This is a genomic window from Geodermatophilus sp. SYSU D00965 (assembly GCF_054050075.1).
In genome coordinates, this window is the sequence record NZ_JBJGYQ010000028.1 from 46,227 (window position 1) to 64,360 (window position 18,134).

15 protein-coding genes and 1 tRNA gene are annotated in these 18,134 nt (G+C 74.3%); 14 read left to right on the forward strand and 2 right to left on the reverse strand.

What is annotated here, in order from left to right; all coding sequences use genetic code 11:
- Positions 1 to 24: 24 nt before the first annotated feature.
- A complete protein-coding gene (locus ACI789_RS21865; RefSeq protein WP_457011541.1) occupies positions 25 to 1,545 on the reverse strand; it encodes a dolichyl-phosphate-mannose--protein mannosyltransferase in 1,521 nt (506 codons plus the stop codon).
- A gap of 103 nt (positions 1,546 to 1,648) precedes the next feature.
- Here ACI789_RS21865 and rsmI point away from each other — a divergent pair, with 103 nt between their 5' ends.
- Positions 1,649 to 2,488, forward strand: coding sequence for a 16S rRNA (cytidine(1402)-2'-O)-methyltransferase (gene rsmI / locus ACI789_RS21870; protein WP_457011543.1), 840 nt, complete (start codon positions 1,649 to 1,651; stop codon positions 2,486 to 2,488).
- 128 nt (positions 2,489 to 2,616) lie between these two features.
- Positions 2,617 to 3,489 (forward strand): endonuclease domain-containing protein, encoded by an 873-nt coding sequence (locus tag ACI789_RS21875; protein ID WP_457011544.1) that lies wholly within the window; start codon positions 2,617 to 2,619, stop codon positions 3,487 to 3,489.
- A 93-nt stretch (positions 3,490 to 3,582) separates the two neighbouring features.
- On the opposite strand, the gene corA is transcribed toward ACI789_RS21875, so the two are convergent.
- A complete protein-coding gene (corA, locus tag ACI789_RS21880) occupies positions 3,583 to 4,689 on the reverse strand; it encodes a magnesium/cobalt transporter CorA (RefSeq protein WP_457011546.1) in 1,107 nt (368 codons plus the stop codon).
- A 120-nt stretch (positions 4,690 to 4,809) separates the two neighbouring features.
- On the opposite strand from corA, the gene ACI789_RS21885 reads away from it, so the two are divergent.
- The 12 genes from ACI789_RS21885 (at position 4,810) to ACI789_RS21940 (ending at position 18,020) form a co-directional block, all read left to right on the forward strand.
- Positions 4,810 to 6,312, forward strand: a complete 1,503-nt coding sequence (locus tag ACI789_RS21885; protein WP_457011547.1) for an amino acid permease — start codon at positions 4,810 to 4,812, stop codon at positions 6,310 to 6,312.
- 102 nt (positions 6,313 to 6,414) lie between these two features.
- Positions 6,415 to 7,038: a hypothetical protein gene (locus ACI789_RS21890; RefSeq protein WP_457011548.1), complete on the forward strand. Its 624-nt coding sequence runs from the start codon at positions 6,415 to 6,417 to the stop codon at positions 7,036 to 7,038.
- A gap of 109 nt (positions 7,039 to 7,147) precedes the next feature.
- Positions 7,148 to 8,941 (forward strand): methionine--tRNA ligase, encoded by a 1,794-nt coding sequence (metG, locus tag ACI789_RS21895; protein WP_457011549.1) that lies wholly within the window; start codon positions 7,148 to 7,150, stop codon positions 8,939 to 8,941.
- 73 nt (positions 8,942 to 9,014) lie between these two features.
- Positions 9,015 to 9,902: a TatD family hydrolase gene (locus ACI789_RS21900; protein WP_457011551.1), complete on the forward strand. Its 888-nt coding sequence runs from the start codon at positions 9,015 to 9,017 to the stop codon at positions 9,900 to 9,902.
- A gap of 52 nt (positions 9,903 to 9,954) precedes the next feature.
- Entirely contained in the window at positions 9,955 to 10,794 is an 840-nt protein-coding gene (locus tag ACI789_RS21905; protein ID WP_457011553.1) for a hypothetical protein, read from the forward strand.
- A 327-nt stretch (positions 10,795 to 11,121) separates the two neighbouring features.
- Positions 11,122 to 12,225: a ubiquitin-like domain-containing protein gene (locus tag ACI789_RS21910; RefSeq protein ID WP_457011554.1), complete on the forward strand. Its 1,104-nt coding sequence runs from the start codon at positions 11,122 to 11,124 to the stop codon at positions 12,223 to 12,225.
- A gap of 148 nt (positions 12,226 to 12,373) precedes the next feature.
- The gene (rsmA, locus tag ACI789_RS21915; protein WP_457011556.1) at positions 12,374 to 13,105 is read left to right on the forward strand and encodes a 16S rRNA (adenine(1518)-N(6)/adenine(1519)-N(6))-dimethyltransferase RsmA; all 732 of its coding nucleotides are present in this window, start codon (positions 12,374 to 12,376) and stop codon (positions 13,103 to 13,105) included.
- On the forward strand, positions 13,102 to 14,061 hold the full coding sequence (locus ACI789_RS21920) for a 4-(cytidine 5'-diphospho)-2-C-methyl-D-erythritol kinase (protein WP_457011557.1): 960 nt from the start codon (positions 13,102 to 13,104) through the stop codon (positions 14,059 to 14,061). The genes rsmA and ACI789_RS21920 overlap by 4 nt, the downstream gene beginning before the upstream one ends.
- 133 nt (positions 14,062 to 14,194) lie before the next feature.
- Positions 14,195 to 14,267 (forward strand) — tRNA-Gln (locus ACI789_RS21925).
- 52 nt (positions 14,268 to 14,319) lie between these two features.
- Positions 14,320 to 15,798, forward strand: coding sequence for a bifunctional UDP-N-acetylglucosamine diphosphorylase/glucosamine-1-phosphate N-acetyltransferase GlmU (gene glmU / locus ACI789_RS21930; RefSeq protein WP_457011559.1), 1,479 nt, complete (start codon positions 14,320 to 14,322; stop codon positions 15,796 to 15,798).
- A gap of 45 nt (positions 15,799 to 15,843) precedes the next feature.
- Entirely contained in the window at positions 15,844 to 16,824 is a 981-nt protein-coding gene (locus ACI789_RS21935) for a ribose-phosphate diphosphokinase (protein ID WP_456917180.1), read from the forward strand.
- A gap of 482 nt (positions 16,825 to 17,306) precedes the next feature.
- The gene (locus ACI789_RS21940; protein ID WP_457011560.1) at positions 17,307 to 18,020 is read left to right on the forward strand and encodes a 50S ribosomal protein L25/general stress protein Ctc; all 714 of its coding nucleotides are present in this window, start codon (positions 17,307 to 17,309) and stop codon (positions 18,018 to 18,020) included.
- Positions 18,021 to 18,134: the final 114 nt, after the last annotated feature.

Consider the following 18,134-nt stretch of genomic DNA (forward strand, 5'->3'; position numbering starts at 1 on the left):
ACTATCGGGGTGTGCCACCCGGGATCAGAACCACGAGGGGAACCACATCCGGTCCAGCCACTCGGCGTGCGACAGCGGCTGCCCGGTCAGCACCGGGTAGAAGAAGACGAAGGTCGCCGCCACCACGCCGACGTAGAGCGCCACCGCACCCAGCCCGACCTGGCGGCGCCAGCGGTCGCTGTCCGGTCGGCCGAGCACGTCCTGCAGGACCAGCACCACGGCCAGCACGAAGAACGGCACCACCGGGGCCATGTAGAAGACGAACATGGTCCGCTCGGGGTTGAGGAACCAGGTGCCCCACCCGGCGGCGATCGCGGTGGCCACCAGCAGAGCGGCGGGGTCGCGCCGGGCCACCAGGCGCCAGGCCAGCCAGACCAGCGCCGGCGCGAAGGCGAACCACAGCGTCGGCGTCCCGACCATGAGGATGTACCGGACCACCTGATCGCCCGCGGCGTCGGTGAGCCCCTGCGGGTTCCACAGCAGGATCGGCCGGCCGTCCACCAGCCACGACCACGGTCCGGACTCCCACGGGTGCGGCGTCGACAGGCCGCTGTGGAACCGCAGCCACTCGGCGTGCTGGTGCCACAGCGAGCGCAGCGCGTCGGGGACCCACGGGAACGCCGTCTCCGGGTTCTGCTGCGCCCAGGCCCGGCCCTGCGAGGTCTCCCCGAGGAACCAGCCGGTGAAGCTCGCGAGGTAGGTGAGCACCGGGACGGCGGCCAGCGCCCACAGCGCCCCGGGCAGCCCGCGCCGCGCGGCGGTGAGGGTCGGGCGCGCGACGCCGGCCTCCCGCCAGGCGGCCCGGTCCCAGAACAGCGACAGGACGGCGAACAGGGCGAGGAAGTACACCCCGCTCCACTTGACCGCGCAGGCGCAGCCGAAGAGGAACCCGGCCGCGATCCGCCAGCCGCGCGGGCCCAGCCGGAAGCCGGCGGTGGGCTGCGCGGCCCGGATGCGGTCGCGCACCCGGTCGCGGTCGACCACCAGGCAGGCCACCGCGCCGACGACGAAGACCTGCAGGAAGACGTCGAGCAGGCCGATGCGCGACAGCGAGAAGGCGAACCCGTCCAGCGCCAGCAGCAGCCCGGCGACCAGCCCGAGCAGCGTCGACCCGGTCAGCCGCCGGCCCAGCCGGGTGAGGACGACGACGGCGACGGTGCCCGCCACCGCGGACGGGAACCGCCAGCCGAACGAGTCGTAGCCGAACAGGTGGATGCCACCGGCGATCAGCCACTTGCCCAGCGGCGGGTGGACGATGAACGTGTAGCCGCGGTTGTACTCGTGGCCCCACTCGAGCAGCTCGTTCGCCTCGGGCGGGTAGTAGGCCTCGTCGAACAGCAGGTCCGAGGGGTAGCTGAGGTCCCAGATCCGGACGGCGAAGGTGACCGCGCCCAGCACCGCCGCCAGCACCCAGGACAGCCGCCGGTCGGCCGGCAGCGGCGGGGTGCGGTCGCGGCGGGGGCGGGGGACCGGCGGGCGCCGCACCCGGCCGGACCAGGGCTCGCCGGGCTCCCGGTCCGTGCGATCGGGAGCCAGCACCGCCATGGGGCCAGGGTAGTGAACGGACCCGCCCGCCCCCGGCACGCTGGAGCCGGCGCCCGGCCCCTGCAGGCGGGCCGGCGAGCTCCGGCGTGACAGGCTCGCGCGCGTGACTGGACGCCTCGTGCTCGGTGGTGCCCCGCTCGGCCAGCCCGGCGACGTCGGGCCGCGGCTGCGGTCGGCGATGGCGTCGGCGGACGTGCTCGCGGTCGAGGACACCCGCCGCCTGCACCGGCTGGCCGCCGACCTCGAGGTGACCCTCACCGGGCGGGTGGTCACCTTCCACGAGTCGGTGGAGCGCTCCCGGCTGCCCGGGCTGCTCGACGCGCTGGCCTCTGGGGCGACCGTCCTGCTGCTCACCGACGCCGGCATGCCGTCCGTGTCCGACCCGGGCTACACGCTGGTGCGGGCGGCGATCGACGCGGGCCACGCGGTGACCTCGGTCCCCGGGCCCTCGGCGGTGACGACGGCGCTGGCGGTGTCGGGCCTGCCGGTGGACCGGTTCTGCTTCGAGGGCTTCCTGCCGCGCAAGGGCGGGGAGCGGCGGTCGCGGCTGGCCGGGCTGGCCGACGAGCGCCGCACGATGGTCTTCTTCGAGTCGCCGCACCGGCTGGCCGACGCACTCACCGACGCCGCGGCCGCGTTCGGCCCGGACCGCCCGGCCGCCGTCTGCCGGGAGCTGACCAAGACCCACGAGGAGGTCCGCCGCGGGTCGCTGGCCGAGCTGGCGTCGTGGGCGGCCGAGGGCGTGCGCGGGGAGATCACCCTGGTGGTGGGTGGGGCGCCGGCCGGCCCGGTGGCGGTCGACCCCGCGCAGCTGGCCGCCCTGGTGGCGGACGAGGAGGCCGCCGGTGCCACCCGCAAGGACGCCATCCGCGCCGTCGTCGTCCGCACGGGGCTGCCGCGGCGCACCGTCTACGACGCCGTCCTCGCCGCGAAGGCCGACTGACCCCCGCGCCTTGAGCGTCGTGTGCACACAGCGCGGTCCGACGCCCGCCCGGAGGCCGATGTGTGCACAAGACGTTCGCTGTGGACGACGGGAGAGGCCGCGCGGGCCGGCTCGGCGAGCGTGCGCGCATGCCAGCCGCGACCCCTCTCCCCGAATCGCTGCGAGGCCGCGTCTTCCGCGGGACCGACGTGGTGGACCGTGGCCTGCTCACTCCCGCGGCGTTGCGCGGCCCGTCCTGTCGCCGGGTCTACCGGGACGTCTACGTCGACGCGCGGGTGCCCGACTCGCACCGGCTGCGTGCGCGAGCCGCGGCTCGGGTCCTCCTCCCCGGCGCGGTCGTCTCGGGCCTGAGCGCCGCGGTCCTGTGGGGCGTGGAACTCGCCGACGAGCGGGACGACGTGGAGGTCGTCCTAGGGCCGGGAGCGCATCCCCGCCGCATCCCCGGCGTCCGGGTCCGGCGACTGCTGCTGGACCCGGACGACGTTCGGGTGCTGGACCGGGTGCGTCTTTTCTCGCCGGAGTCGGCGACCGTCCGGGCTGCGGCGGTGCTCGCTCCGGACGACGCCGTCGTCGCCATCGACCGCATGGCCGTCGCGGGACTCGTCGACCTCGAGTCGATCCGCGCTCGGGTCGACGTCCCAGGTGCGGCGTCCGCCCGCGTCCGACGGGCCTGTCGCCGAGCGGACGGCCGGGCCGAGTCGCCGCAGGAGACCCGGTTGCGCCTCCTGATGGTCGACAGCGGGTTACCGGCGCCGGTGGCCCAGTACGTCGTCCGGCACGAGGGCCACGAGGTCGCCCGGGTCGACTTCGCGTGGCCCGAGCTCAGGATCGCCGTCGAGTACGACGGCGCGTGGCACGCCGAGCCCGGCCAGTTCGCGAAGGACCGGAGGCGCCTCAACCGACTCCAGGCTGCGGGTTGGACGGTGGTCTTCGTCACCGCATCGGACCTGCACCGTCCCGCGCAGCTCGTGGCGACGATCCGGGCGGCGCTCACCCGATGACGGTGTGTGCACACAGCGCGAATCCGATGCCGTCCTGTTCGCGGTGTGTGCACACAGCGTGAATCCGAGCCGACGGTGAAGACCGCGGACCTCTCAGAGCCAGCCGTTGCGCTTGAAGCCGCGGTACAGGAGCACGCAGGCGCCGATGATCACCAGGAGCACCAGCGGGTAGCCGAAGCGCCAGTGCAGCTCCGGCATGAACTCGAAGTTCATCCCGTAGATCCCGGCGATCGCGGTGGGGACGGCGATGATGCCGGCCCACGCCGAGATCTTGCGCATGTCCTCGTTGTCGGCCTGGGAGGTCCGGGCCAGCGACGCCTGCAGGATCGAGGTCAGCAGCTCGTCGAGGCCGGCGACCTGGTCGCGCACCCGGATGGCGTGGTCCTCGACGTCGCGGAAGTAGGACCGCATCGGCTGCGGGATCACGTCGATCTGCCGCTCGGCGAGCCGCTGCAGCGGGACCTCCAGCGGCGACACCGCCCGCCGCAGCGACATCAGCTCGCGCTTGAGCTGGTAGAGCCGGCCGATGTCGTCGGTGCGCCGGTCGCTGAACACCGACGCCTCGAGCTCGTCGACGTCCTCCTCGACCGCCCCGGCCACGTCCACGAAGTCGTCGACGACGTGGTCGGCCACCGCGTAGAGGACCGCGGCGGGCCCCAGGCACAGCAGCTCGCGCTGCTCCTCCAGGCTGCGGCGCAGGCCGGCGAGCTGACCGTGCTCCCCGTGCCGGACCGTGATCACGTGGTCCCGGCCGAGGAAGACCATGACCTCGCCGGTGTCGACGACCTCGCTGGTCGCGGTGAGCCGGTCGTGCTCCACGTACGTCGCGGTCTTGAGCACCATGAACAGGGCGTCGTCGTAGCGCTCGAGCTTGGGCCGCTGGTGGGCGTAGACGGCGTCCTCCACCGCCAGCGGGTGCAGGCCGTACCGCTCGGCGATCCGGCCGAGCTCCTCCTCGGTGGGCTCGTACAGCCCGAGCCACACGAAGCCGCCCTGAGCCACGGCCGTCTGCAGCGCCTCCTCGGGGTCGACCGGGGCCTGCCGGCGTCCGTCGACGTAGACGGCGCAGTCGACAACCGGGCCCACGCCGTCGGGCCGGCTCGGCGTCGCCCGCGGCGGTCCCGCCGGACGCGGTCGCAGCGTCGGCGGCTCCGGCAGCGGCCCGCCCGGCGTGCTGCGGGGGATCTCCGTGCCGGTCATCCCTGGCTCCTCCTCCTGTCCCGTCCAGCACGTCAGCGTAGGCATGCAGGCTCGCTGCACCCGTGCCACGCTGCCGGGAGGAGCTCGGCCGGGTCGGCCGGTGGACCGCGAGGAGGCGCTGTGGCAACGAACACGCGTCGGGTCAAGTCCGTCGAGGACTCCATCCGCGACACCGACGAGCCCGAACACCGGCTGAAGAAGAACCTGTCGGGTCTCGACCTCACGGTGTTCGGGGTCGGGGTGATCATCGGCACCGGCATCTTCGTGCTCACCGGGCTGGTGGCCCGTGACCAGGCCGGCCCGGCGGTCGCGATCTCCTTCGTGATCGCCGGCGTGGTCTGCGGTCTGGCCGCGATCTGCTACGCCGAGTTCGCCTCCACCGTGCCGGTGGCCGGGTCGGCCTACACGTTCTCGTACGCGACCTTCGGCGAGTTCATCGCCTGGATCATCGGGTGGGACCTCGTCCTCGAGCTGGCCCTGGGCGCCGCCACGGTCGCGGTGGGCTGGTCGGGCTACCTCAACCAGCTCCTGGACGACGTCGGCACGCCCCTGCCGTCGTCGATCGCGGGCGAGACGGCGACGGTCAACATCCCGGCGATCCTCATCACCCTGCTGATGACCGGCGTCCTGATCCTGGGGATCAAGCTCTCGTCGCGAGTGACCGCGACCATCGTGGCGATCAAGCTCGTCGTCGTCCTGCTGGTGATCGTGGTCGGGTTCTTCTACACCAAGGCCGAGAACTACTCGCCGTTCGTGCCGCCGGCCCAGCCCGCGACCGCGGGGGAGGAGGGCTGGCTGCACACGCCGTTGATCTCGGTGCTCACCGGGTTCAGCCCGGGCACGTACGGCTGGGGCGGCGTGCTCGCCGGCGCCGCCATCGTGTTCTTCGCGTTCATCGGCTTCGACATCGTCGCCACCGCCGCCGAGGAGACCCGTGACCCCAAGCGGGACATGCCCCGCGGGATCCTCGGCTCGCTGGCGATCTGCACCGCGCTGTACGTGGCGGTGTCCCTCGTGGTCGTCGGCATGCAGAACTACACGGAGCTGAGCGCCACTGCACCGCTCGCGGGCGCGTTCTCCGCGAACGGGATGCCGGTCTTCTCGAGCATCATCTCGCTGGGCGCGCTGGCCGGGCTCACCTCGGTGGTCATGATCCTGATGCTCGGCCAGTCGCGGGTGCTGTTCGCGATGAGCCGTGACCACCTGCTGCCGCCCGGCCTGGCGAAGGTCCACGCGCGGTACGGCACCCCGTACCGCATCACCATCGCCACCGGGATCGTGGTCGCGCTGCTCGCCGGGTTCGTCCCGCTCACCGCACTCGCCGAACTGGTGAACATCGGCACGCTCTTCGCCTTCTTCCTCGTCTCGATCGGCGTCTGGGTGCTGCGGCGGACCCGCCCGGACCTGCACCGCTCCTTCCGGGTGCCATGGGTCCCGGTCCTGCCGATCGTCTCGGCACTGGCCTCGCTGTGGCTCATGTCGAACCTGCCCACCGACACATGGCTGCGCTTCCTCGTCTGGATGGCGCTCGGCATCGGCATGTACTTCGTCTACGGCCGCAGACGCAGCCGGATGGCCACCGGGGAGCGGATGTCGGCTGCCGACAACATCGCCCGCCGCTGACTCCCCCGGAGGGGTGAGGCCCCTCCCCGCGGGCGTTCAGCGGGCTCCCGCCCGCGCCGACCCGACCGGTGACCGTCGTCCCCGGCCAGGGAGAGCAGCCCCGTGGCGAGCACCGTCCTCGACCCCCGCACCACCGTCGCGCCGGCGCGGCGCCGTCCGCCGGTGACGGTCGTGGCCGCCGCCGGGGTCGCGGGGGTGGAGGCCGTGGCGCTGGTCGCGGGCGCGCTGACCGGCCTCGACGGCCTGCTGCTGTCCCCGCTGCGGCCCTCCGGGCTGGTCGTCGCCGTCGTCCTGCTGGTCCTGGCCGGCTGGGTGGTGCTCTGCGCCGGCGGTGGCGTGCTGCTCGCCGACGGCTCGGGGCGGCGCCTCCACACGGGCGTGGCCACCGCCGAGATCGGGCTGCTCGCCGTCCTGCTGGGCCTCAGCCTCGGGACGCCGCTGCTCGACGGCCTGCCGGCGTCCCTCCCGGGGCCGGCCCTGGTCCTGATGGCGCTCGGCGTCCCGGTGGGCAAGCTGCTGCTCGCCGGCGCCCCCACGGCCGTGGCCTGGGTGGCCGCCGGGCCCCGCGCCTCGACCCGGCCGCCGGAGCCGGCACCGGCGCACCCGGCCCTGCGCGCCGCCACCGTCGGCGTGATCGGCCTGGCCCTGCTGACGATCGCCCTCGTCGCCCCCACCCCGCCGGAGACGCCCGGCAGCGCGGCGACGGCGGGCACCAGCCAGCCCTGAGCCAGGTGGACGGCGCTCCGTACTGTTGACACGCGAGCGAGCTCGCGAGCTCGCGCGGGGGCACAGCAGTGCCACGAGCGCGGCCGACGAGCGCCAGCGAGGAGGAAGCGTGAGTGATCGGCACATCCTGACCGCCGTGGCCTGGCCCTACGCCAACGGTCCGCGGCACATCGGCCACGTCTCCGGCTTCGGCGTCCCCTCGGACGTCTTCAGCCGCTACCACCGCATGGTGGGCGACCGGGTGCTGATGGTCAGCGGAACCGACGAGCACGGGACGCCGATCACGGTCGCCGCCGACGCCGAGGGCGTCTCCCCGCGGGAGATCGCCGACCGGAACAACCGGGTCATCGTCGGTGACCTGCAGTCGCTGGGGCTGTCCTACGACCTGTTCACCCGGACGACGACGGCCAACCACGCCGCGATCAGCCAGGAGATCTTCCTCGGGCTGCTGAAGAACGGGTACGTCTTCCCGAAGACGACGCTGGGCGCGATCAGCCCGTCGACCGGGCGCACCCTGCCCGACCGCTACATCGAGGGCACCTGCCCCATCTGCGGCTACGACGGCGCCCGCGGCGACCAGTGCGACAACTGCGGCAACCAGCTCGACCCGGTCGACCTGATCAACCCGGTGAGCCGGATCAACGGCGAGACGCCGAAGTTCGTCGAGGAGGAGCACTACTTCCTCGACCTGCCCGCCTTCACCCGGGCGCTGGGCACCTGGCTGGACAGCCGCTCGGGGTGGCGGCCCAACGTCCTCAACTTCGCCAAGAACCTGCTCACCGACCTCAAGCCGCGCAGCTACACCCGCGACATCGACTGGGGTGTGCGGGTGCCGCTGGAGGGCTGGATCGACCGCCCCGACAAGCGCATCTACGTGTGGTTCGACGCCGTCGTCGGCTACCTGTCGGCGTCGATCGAGTGGGCCCGCCGGTCGGGGGACGACGACGCGTGGCGGCAGTGGTGGCAGACGCCGGACGCCGACGCCTACTACTTCATGGGCAAGGACAACATCGTCTTCCACGCCGAGATCTGGCCCGCCCAGCTGCTCGGCTACAACGGCGAGGGCGACAAGGGCGGCACGGCGGGGTCCCTCGGCCGGCTCAACCTGCCCACCGAGGTGGTCTCCAGCGAGTTCCTCACCATGGAGGGGCGCAAGTTCTCCTCCTCCCGGCAGGTCGTCATCTACGTGCGGGACTTCCTCGCCCGCTACGACGCCGACGCGCTGCGCTACTTCATCGCCGCCGCCGGGCCGGAGACCCAGGACACCGACTTCACCTGGTCGGAGTTCCGCCGCCGCAACAACGACGAGCTGGTCGCCGGCTGGGGCAACCTGGTCAACCGCTCGGTGTCGATGGCGGCCAAGAACGTCGGCGCCGTCCCCACGCCGGGCGAGCTGACCGACGCCGACCGCGCGCTGCTGGCCACGACGCAGGGCGCGTTCGGCCCGATCGGCGAGCTGCTCTCCCGCAACCGGCAGAAGGCCGCCGCCACCGAGGCGATGCGCGTCGTCGGCGAGGCGAACAAGTACCTGTCCGACCAGGCGCCGTGGAAGCTCAAGGAGGACCCGGCCCGCCGGGACACCGTCCTGCACACCGCGCTGCAGGCGGTCAGCGACTGCAACGCGCTGCTCACGCCGTTCCTCCCGCACTCGGCGCAGAAGATCCACGAGCTGCTCGGGGGCACCGGCATGTGGTCGCCGGCGCCGCGCGTCGACGAGGTCACCGACCTCGACGACGGCTCGCCCTACCCGGTCATCACCGGCGACTACGCGTCGGCCCAGGCGGTCTGGGCCTCCCGGCCGCTGCAGCCGGGGACGCCGCTGTCGCCGCCCACCCCGGTGTTCAAGAAGCTCGACGAGTCGATCGTCGAGGAGGAACTGCGCCGGCTCGAGGGCGAGCAGTGAGCGAGCTCGCGAGCTCACCGGTGGACACAGCAGCAGGGCGAGCGCCGGCGACGAGCGCCAGCGAGGCGGCGGCGTGAGTCGCTCGGCCGCCGCCCGCGCCAACCGGCGGGGGGAGCCGCCGCCGTCCCCCGAGCCGCTGCCGTCGCCGGCGGTCGACAGCCACACGCACCTGGACATCGCCCTCGACAGCGACCGCCGTCCGGACGAGGACGCCGTGGACGCCGAGATCGCCGCCGCCGCGGCGGTCGGTGTCCCACGGCTGGTGCAGGTCGGGGTGGACGTCGGTTCCTCGCGGTGGTCGGCCGATCTCGCCGCCCGGCACCCGAACGTGCTCGCCGCCGTCGCCCTGCACCCGAACGAGGCCGGCGCCGGCGCGGCCACCGACGAGGCGCTGGCCGAGATCGACCGCCTCGCCGGGCTGCCGCGGGTGCGCGCGGTGGGGGAGACCGGGCTGGACCGCTTCCGCACCGGGCCCGAGGGCTGGGCGGCGCAGGAGGCGTCGTTCCGCGCGCACATCCGGATCGCCAAGGACCGCGGCGTCGCGCTGGTCATCCACGACCGCGAGGCGCACGAGGAGATCCTGCGCGTGCTCGAGGACGAGGGCGCTCCCGAGCACACCGTCTTCCACTGCTTCTCCGGGGACGCCGCCTTCGCCAAGGCCTGCGTGCAGCGGGGCTACGTCCTGTCCTTCGCCGGCACGCTGACCTTCGGCAACGCCGGCTACCTGCGCGAGGCGGCGGCCCTCACCCCGCTCGACCAGCTGCTGGTGGAGACCGACTCCCCGTTCCTCACCCCGATGCCGCACCGCGGCCGGCCCAACGCCTCGCGGCTGGTGCCGCTGACCGTCCGGGCGCTGGCCGAGGTCACCGGCACCGAGCTGCCGCAGCTGTGCGCCGCGCTCACCGCCACCGCCGAGCGGGTCTTCGGACCCTGGGAGGACGGCGCACCGGCTGCTCGCTGAGCGCGGGGAGGACGGCTCTCCCGCTCCCAGGAGAAGAGTGGACACTGATGGCGTGGGCCGCCTCATCGCCGTCGTGCTGTTCATCGCCGTGCTGGTCCCGGGTGTCCTGCTCGCGCGCGCCTGGGCGCTGGCCGCCGGTCGTCGCGCCGTCGCGGGCGCCGCCGTGGACTTCGCGACGCCGACCCCGGAGGGGACCGCCACGCTGCAGCGCCAGGCGCAGCACGGCCGCCGCATCCGCGCGCTGGGCTGGCTGGTCGGACTGGTCGGCATCGGGGTCAGCATCGTGCTGTTCGCCGAGGCGTCGGTCTTCCTGTGGGCGCCGGCCCTGGTCATCGGGCTGCTGGTCGGCGTCGTCCTGGCCGAGGTGACCCGCCCGCGGCCGCGCTGGCGGCTCAGCTCCCCGGCGCGGCGGCCGCGGCGCTCCGAGCAGATCTCCCCGCTGCTGGTCTGGACGATGCGGGCGGTGGTCGCCGCGGAGGTCCTCACCACCGTGCTGATGTGGCAGCGCGACAGCCTGCCCGACTCCGTGGGCTGGGTCGCCCTCGTCGTGCCGCTGCTCACCTGGCTGCTGACCGAGATCGCGCTGCTCCGGGCGATCGTCCGCCCGCTGCCGGCCGAGGGTGCCGACGTCCCCGTCGACGAGGCGCTGCGCACCTGGACCGCGCACCTGGTCACCGCCGCGGCCAGCGTGCTGGCGCTGCTGCCGCTGGGGACCCTGCTGCTGGCCGCCGGCATCGATCTGGGCGACCGGGTCACCGAGGGCGTCGACCTGCTCCCCGTGGCGCTCGTCGCGGGCGGGTTCGCCGGGCTCGCCGCCGGACTCGCGGTCGCCGTCTTCCTGCTCACCTGGCTGCGGCCGGTGCGCTCCCGGGACCGCGCGCTCGCCGGCTGAGGCCGCCGGCGCTGCCCCGTCGCGGGCGGCGCCACACTGTGGCGTTGCTCACCGCGCGCACCTCACTCAGCGCATCCGTCACACCCGTCCCACGCGGCACGTCGCTGACTGTGCGTGTCGGCGTGCCCACATGTCGTCAGGTCGACGCTCTGCTTGACTGCTCTCGCCCCGTCGCCAGACGGGCACCAGTCGTTATCGTGTCGTGACCAGCCGGGGTGGGGACCGACCCGGGCGGCGTCGGACCGACCGGGAGCTCCCCTCCTGATCGGCGGCCGTCCGGGGTGCGGGACGGCCCTCTGCCCGGGTTCCGTGACCCCTGGAAGTGTCGTGCCCCGATCGCTGAAGCTCGCCCTCTTCGCCCTCGTCCTGCTCGGACTCGTGGGCGGCTCCGTGGCCTACTACGCCGCCCAGAAGTCCCTGACGCTGACCGTCGACGGGCAGGCGCACGAGGTGAGCACCTACGCCGACACCGTCGGTGAGGTGCTCGAGGAGGAGGGGCTGGAGACCCAGGCGCACGACGTCGTCCTCCCCGACGCAGGGGCGACCGTGGCCGACGGCGACACCGTCGTCGTCAACCGGGCCCGGCCCCTGCAGCTGACCGTGGACGGCGTCGAGAGCGAGGTCTACGTGACCGCGCTGTCGGTCGACGAGGCGCTCGACCAGCTCGGCTACCGCGCCGAGGACCTGCAGGTCTCCGCCAGCCGCAGCGAGCGCCTCCCGCTCGACGGCATGGAGCTGTCGATCACCACGCCCAAGGACGTCACCCTCGTCGTCGACGGCCAGCAGCGGGTCGTGACCACGACGGCGGCGACCGCCGGCGACCTGCTCGCCGAGCAGGGCGTCAGCCTCGCCGAGACCGACCGCACCAGCGTCTACGCCGAGCAGGCGCTGATGGACCGGATGCGCGTGCAGGTCTTCCGGGTCCAGGTGAACGAGGTCACCGAGACCACGGCCATCCCGCACGGCACGGTCGAGACCAAGGACGCCGAGGCCTACGAGGGCGACCGCACCGTGACCAAGCCCGGCGTGGAGGGCGAGCAGGCCACCACCTACCGGGTCACCGTCACCGACGGCGTCGAGACCGCCCGCGAGCAGGTCGCCACCACCGTCACCCGCGAGCCGGTCGACGAGGAGGTCACCGTCGGCACCAAGGAGCGCCCGGCCCCGTCGGGCAGCATCCCGGCCACCGCCGACGGGCTGAACTGGGCCGCGCTGGCGAAGTGCGAGTCCGGCGGCCGGCCGGACGCAGTGAGCTCGACCGGCACGTACCGTGGCCTCTACCAGTTCTCGCGGGCGACCTGGGCCGCCGTGGGCGGGTCGGGCGACCCCGCCGCCGCGTCGGCCGAGGAGCAGACCCGCCGGGCGCAGATCCTCTACGAGCGCTCCGGGGCCGGCCAGTGGCCGCACTGCGGTCCCCGCCTCTTCAGCTGATCGGACCGACCTGAGCACTCCCCCCGAGCCTGCCTCCGAGCTGCTGGGCCCGGCCGCGATCCGCGACCTGGCCCAGCAGCTCGAGCTGCGTCCCACCAAGACGCTCGGGCAGAACTTCCTGCACGACGCCAACACCATCCGGCGGATCGTGCGCACCGCCGAGCTGACCCCCGAGGACGTCGTGCTCGAGGTCGGGCCGGGGCTCGGCTCGCTCACGCTCGGGCTGCTCCCGGTGGCCGCGCACGTGACCGCCGTCGAGATCGACCCCCGGCTGGCCGCCCGGCTGCCGCGGACGGTGGCCGAGCGGCTGCCCGCACTGGCCGACCGGCTGACCGTCGTCGAGGCCGACGCGCTGCGGGTCCGCGACCTGCCCGGCCCACCTCCCACGGCGCTGGTCGCCAACCTGCCGTACAACGTGGCAGTGCCCGTCCTGCTGCACCTGCTCGAGCTGCTGCCCACGCTGCGCCGCGCCCTCGTGCTCGTCCAGGCCGAGGTCGCCGAGCGGCTGGCCGCCGCCCCCGGGGCCCCCGCCTACGGCGTGCCGTCGGTCAAGGCAGCCTGGTACGGCGAGGTGCGGCGCGCGGGCAACGTGGGGCGCCGGGTGTTCTGGCCCGAGCCCAACGTCGACTCCGGGCTGGTCTCCCTGGTGCGCCGGCCACCGCCGCCGGGCGACCGGGCGGCCACCTTCGCCGTCGTCGACGCCGCCTTCGCCACGCGCCGCAAGGGGCTGCGCGCGGCGCTGGCGCGGTGGGCCGGCAGTCCCGCGGCCGCCGAGGCCCGGTTGCGTGCCGCCGGCATCGACCCGGCGACCCGCGGCGAGCAGCTGTCGGTCGGCGACTTCGCCCGGCTGGCCGCGACCGAGCCCGGCGACCCGGCATGAGCTGGTCCTCGCCGGGCGGACCGGGCCGGCTGGCCGGGGACGGCGCGGTGGTGGCGCGAGCGCCGGCCAAGGTCAACGTGCACCTCGGCGTCGGGCCGCTGCGGTCCGACGGCTTCCACGAACTGCGCACCGTCTACCTCGCCGTCTCGCTGTTCGACACGGTGACCGTGCGCCCCGGCACGGGCCTCACCGTCACCGTGACCGGGGAGGGGACGGCCGGGGCCGACGCGGTGCCGACCGACCGCCGCAACCTCGTCTGGCGCGCCGCCGAGCTCCTGGCCGAGCGCGCCGGGGTGCCGGCCGACGCCACCATCGCCATCGACAAGTCGATCCCGGCCGCCGCGGGCCTGGCCGGGGGGAGTGCGGACGCCGCGGCCGCCCTGGTCGCCCTCGACGCGCTGTGGGGCACCCACGCCACCCGCGGCGAGCTCGCCGCGCTGGCCGCCCGCCTCGGCAGCGACGTCCCGTTCAGCCTGCACGGCGGGGTGGCGCTCGGCTCCGGGCACGGCGAGCAGCTGTCCCCGGTGCTCGCGCGGCAGCGCTGGGACTGGGTGCTCGGCATCGCCGGGGAGGGCCTGTCCACCCCCGCCGTCTACGCCGAGCTGGACCGGCTGCGGGCCGAGGGCCGGGTCCCCGACGGGGAGGACCTCGACCCGGTGGAGCCGGTGATCTCGGCCCTGCGCAGCGGTCCGGTGCCCGCGCTGGCCGCCGCGCTCGCCAACGACCTCCAGCCGGCCGCGCTGTCGTTGCGGCCGGCGCTGCGCCGCGGGCTGCGCGCGGCCACCGACGCGGGCGCCGCGGGCGCGATCGTCAGCGGGTCCGGCCCGACGATCGCCGCGCTGACCGAGGACCAGGAGACGGCGGTGCGGCTGGCCGCCGTCCTGGCCGGTGAGGGCGTCTACCGGACCGTCCGGGCGGTGTACGGGCCGGTGTCGGGAGCCCGCCTGGTCGGCTGAGGGGGCCGCGACGTCGCCCGGTCGCGTGGCCGTAGGCGGGCGGGCGGCCGGTACCGCTGCGGAGGAGGCACCCTAGTCTCCAGGGGGACGCCGACCGGCGTCCGTGCCGCCGGGGGACCGGCGGCGCCAGCAGTGGGGGATGGGGTAATCGGCAGCCCGCCGGCCTTTGGAGCCGGGAAGTCTCGGTTCGAGTCCGAGTCCCCCAGCGATGCAGCCCTGAGCTCTGCGCACCGTGACACTCCAGGCACGAGGAGACCCGTGACCGTTCCACCCGCACCGACCGTCGCCGCCGTCGTGGTCCTCGCCGCCGGTCAGGGCACCCGCATGAAGTCCTCCACGCCCAAGGTGCTGCACGGCCTCTGCGGGCGCAGCATGCTCGGGCACGTGCTGGCCGCCGCCGCGCCGCTGTCGGCCGCGCACACCGTCGTGGTCGTCGGTGCCGGCCGCGAGCAGGTGGAGGAGCACCTCGCCGCGGTCGCGCCCGACGCGCGGCCGGTGTTCCAGGCCGAGCAGCGCGGGTCCGGGCACGCCGCGGCCGTCGCGCTGGACGCCGTCCCCGACGTCGACGGGCCGGTGCTGATCGTCAACGGGGACGCGCCCCTGCTGCGGCCGGAGACGATCGGCGCGCTGGTCGACGCGCACCGCACCGCGGGCAACGTGCTCACCGTCCTCACCGCCGAGGTCGACGACCCCACCGGCCTCGGCCGGATCGTCCGGGACGCCGACGGCGTGGTGACCGCGATCGTGGAGCAGCGCGACGCGACCGACGAGCAGCGCGCGATCCGGGAGATCAACGCCGGCGTCTACGTCGGCGACGCCACGGCCCTCCGCCGGTCCCTGGCCGGGCTCGGCGAGGACAACGACCAGGGTGAGCAGTACCTCACCGACGTCCTGGGCCTGCTCGTCGCCGAGGGCGCCCGCGTCGGTGGCGCCCGCGCCGAGGACCCGGTCGACGTCCTGGGCTGCAACGACCGCCGCGAGCTGGCCGCCCGGCGGCGCACCCTCAACGACCGGCTGCTCGACGACCTGATGCGCTCCGGCGTCACCGTCGTCGACCCGGCGACCACCTGGGTCGACGTCACCGTCACCGTCGAGGCGGACGCGGTGCTCGAGCCCGGCGTCCAGCTGCAGGGGAGCACCTCGGTCGCGGCCGGCGCGGTCGTCGGCCCGGACAGCACGCTGCGCGACACCGCGGTGGGGGAGGGCGCCAGCGTCGTGCGGTCGCACGTCCTCGGCGCGGTCATCGGCCCGGAGGCCACCGTGGGGCCGTTCAGCTACCTGCGGCCCGGCACCCGGCTGGGCGCGGGCGCCAAGGTCGGCGCCTTCGTGGAGACCAAGAACGTCGAGGTCGGCGAGGACTCCAAGGTGCCGCACCTGTCCTACGTCGGCGACGCCACCATCGGGCGGGGCGCCAACATCGGCGCGGCGACCGTCTTCGTCAACTACGACGGCGTCGCCAAGCACCACACCACCGTCGGCGACCACGTGCGCATCGGCTCGGACACGATGCTCGTCGCCCCGGTCACCGTCGGGGACGGCGCCTACACCGCCGCCGGGTCGGTGATCACCACCGACGTCCCACCGGGGGCGATGGCCGTCGCACGGGCACGTCAGCGGAATGTGGGAGGCTGGGTCGCGCGACGCCGTCCCGGGACGGCGGCCGCCAAGGCCGCGGAGGCGGCCGGGGATGCAGGGGCCGAGACAGCGCCCGACACTGGGACGACGGGGTCCGAGTAGAGCGGCGACCGGCGACGAACTTCGATCACAGGGGTAGCAGAGCCGATGAGCGCCATCCGGCAGACACCGAGCAAGAGCCTGATGCTGTTCTCCGGCCGTGGCTATCCGGAGCTGACCGACGAGATCGCCGGGCACCTCGGGGTGACCCCGACGCCGACGGCGGCCTACGAGTTCGCCAACGGCGAGTTGTTCGTCCGCTTCGAGGAGTCGGTACGCGGCTGCGACGCCTTCGTGGTGCAGAGCCACACGGCGCCGATCAACACCTGGCTCATGGAGCAGCTGATCATGGTGGACGCCCTCAAGCGGGCGTCGGCCAAGCGGATCACCGTCGTGGCCCCGTTCTTCCCCTACGCCCGCCAGGACAAGAAGCACCGCGGCCGTGAGCCCATCTCCGCCCGCCTGGTCGCCGACATGTTCAAGACCGCCGGCGCCGACCGGCTGATGACCGTCGACCTGCACACCGCGCAGATCCAGGGCTTCTTCGACGGCCCGGTCGACCACCTGTTCGCCCTCGACCTGCTGGTGTCGCACGTCTGCGAGCGGTGGGGCGAGCGGGACATCACCGTCGTCTCGCCCGACTCCGGCCGGGTGCGGGTCGCCGAGCGGTGGACCGACAAGCTCGGCGGCGTCCCGCTGGCCTTCATCCACAAGACCCGCGACCCGATGCGCCCGAACGAGGTCAAGGCCAATCGCGTCGTCGGCGAGGTCGAGGGCCGGGTCTGCATCCTGGTCGACGACATGATCGACACCGGCGGCACCATCGTGAAGGCCGCCGAGACCCTGTTCGACGCCGGTGCGGCCGACGTCATCGTCACCGCGACCCACGGCGTGCTGTCCGGCCCCGCGGTCGACCGGCTGAAGAACAGCCGGGTCAGCGAGGTCATCGTGACCAACACGCTGCCCATCGAGCCGGCCCGCCAGTTCGACAAGCTGACCGTGCTCTCCATCGCCCCGCTGCTGGCCCGGGCGATCAAGGAGGTCTTCGAGGACGGCTCGGTGACGAGCCTCTTCGACGGCGCGAGCTGAGCACATCGCGGTCCTCCGGACCGCACTGCGGCCAGGTGCTGTCCCCTGCTGGTCGAGCCCCGACGGGCGAGAGCCGCGGTGTTGTCGCCGGACCCGCGCTGTAGCGCGGCTCCGGCGACCACATGGCGAGGTCGGTGGCCCCGGGCCGGCGGGTCCGGGGACCTCACTCTTCGACGGCGCGAGCTGACACTGTCGTTGTCCGGGCTCCAACCGCGGCCGGGTGCCGTCCCCTGCTGCGTCGAGCCCCGTCCGGCGAGACCCGCCGCGTTGCCGCGGGACGCGCGCTGTACCGCGGCTCTCGCGGCCACGAGGCGAGGTCGGTGGGCCGGGACGGCGGGCTCGGGGGCTGGGGTACCCTGGCTGAGTTGCCCGGCGAGGGAGCGGTTCGTCCGACTCCGTGATCGACGTGCGTGTGCCCTGCGAGGTGTGCCGCGCCGTGTGCCGGCTCCAGAACCGATCCACCTCCCGAGGAGCACACCACCGTGGCTGACTTCCGCCTCGTCGCCGAGGCCCGCACCGAGTTCGGCAAGGGCAGCGCCCGCCGCACCCGCCGGGCCGGCCGCATCCCCGCCGTCCTGTACGGGCACGGCCAGGACGTCGTGCACTTGTCCCTGCCGGCCCGCGAGTTCGCCGCGGCGCTGCGCAACGGCGGTCACAACGCCCTGATCACCGTCGTCCTCGACGGCAAGGAGCAGCTGGCCCTCACCAAGTCCGTGCAGCGCGACCCGCTGACCCGCGTCCACGAGCACGTCGACCTGCTGGTCGTGGCCCGGGGCGAGAAGGTCACCGTCGACGTGCCGGTGCACGTCGTGGGCGACGCCGCTCCCGAGACCCTGGTCAGCATCGAGCTGAACACCATCTCGGTCGAGGCCGAGGCCACCCACATCCCCGAGACCGTCGAGGTCGACGTCACCGGTCGCGAGGCCGGTCACGGCGTGACGGTCGCGGAGCTCTCCCTGCCGGCCGGCACGACCGTCCACGGCGACCCCGAGGCGCTGGTCGTCAACGTCATGGCCGCCCCGACCGCCGAGGCCCTCGAGGCCGAGCTCGCCGAGGCCGAGGCCGAGGCCGGCATCGAGCGCGAGGAGTCCGCCCCGGCCGAGGCGGGCACCGGTGAGGGCGACGTCGTCCCGGAGCCGGTCGACCAGGGCAGCGGCGAGTCGATGGACTCCGCCGAGAAGTCCGCAGAGAACTGAGTCCTGCGCTGACCGACAGCACGACCAGCAGGGGGGGGGGGGGGGGGGGGGGGGGGGGGGGGGGGGGGGGGGGGGGGGGGGGGGGGGGGGGGGGGGGGGGGGGGGGGGGGGGGG

Coding starts and splice junctions, on each gene's coding strand:
- ACI789_RS21920 (WP_457011557.1), top strand. CDS start 13,102: ATGAGCTGGTCCTCGCCGGGCGGACCGGGCCGGCTGGCCGGGGACGGC.
- ACI789_RS21875 (WP_457011544.1), top strand. CDS start 2,617: ATGCCAGCCGCGACCCCTCTCCCCGAATCGCTGCGAGGCCGCGTCTTC.
- corA (WP_457011546.1), bottom strand. CDS start 4,689: ATGACCGGCACGGAGATCCCCCGCAGCACGCCGGGCGGGCCGCTGCCG.
- ACI789_RS21865 (WP_457011541.1), bottom strand. CDS start 1,545: ATGGCGGTGCTGGCTCCCGATCGCACGGACCGGGAGCCCGGCGAGCCC.
- ACI789_RS21935 (WP_456917180.1), top strand. CDS start 15,844: ATGAGCGCCATCCGGCAGACACCGAGCAAGAGCCTGATGCTGTTCTCC.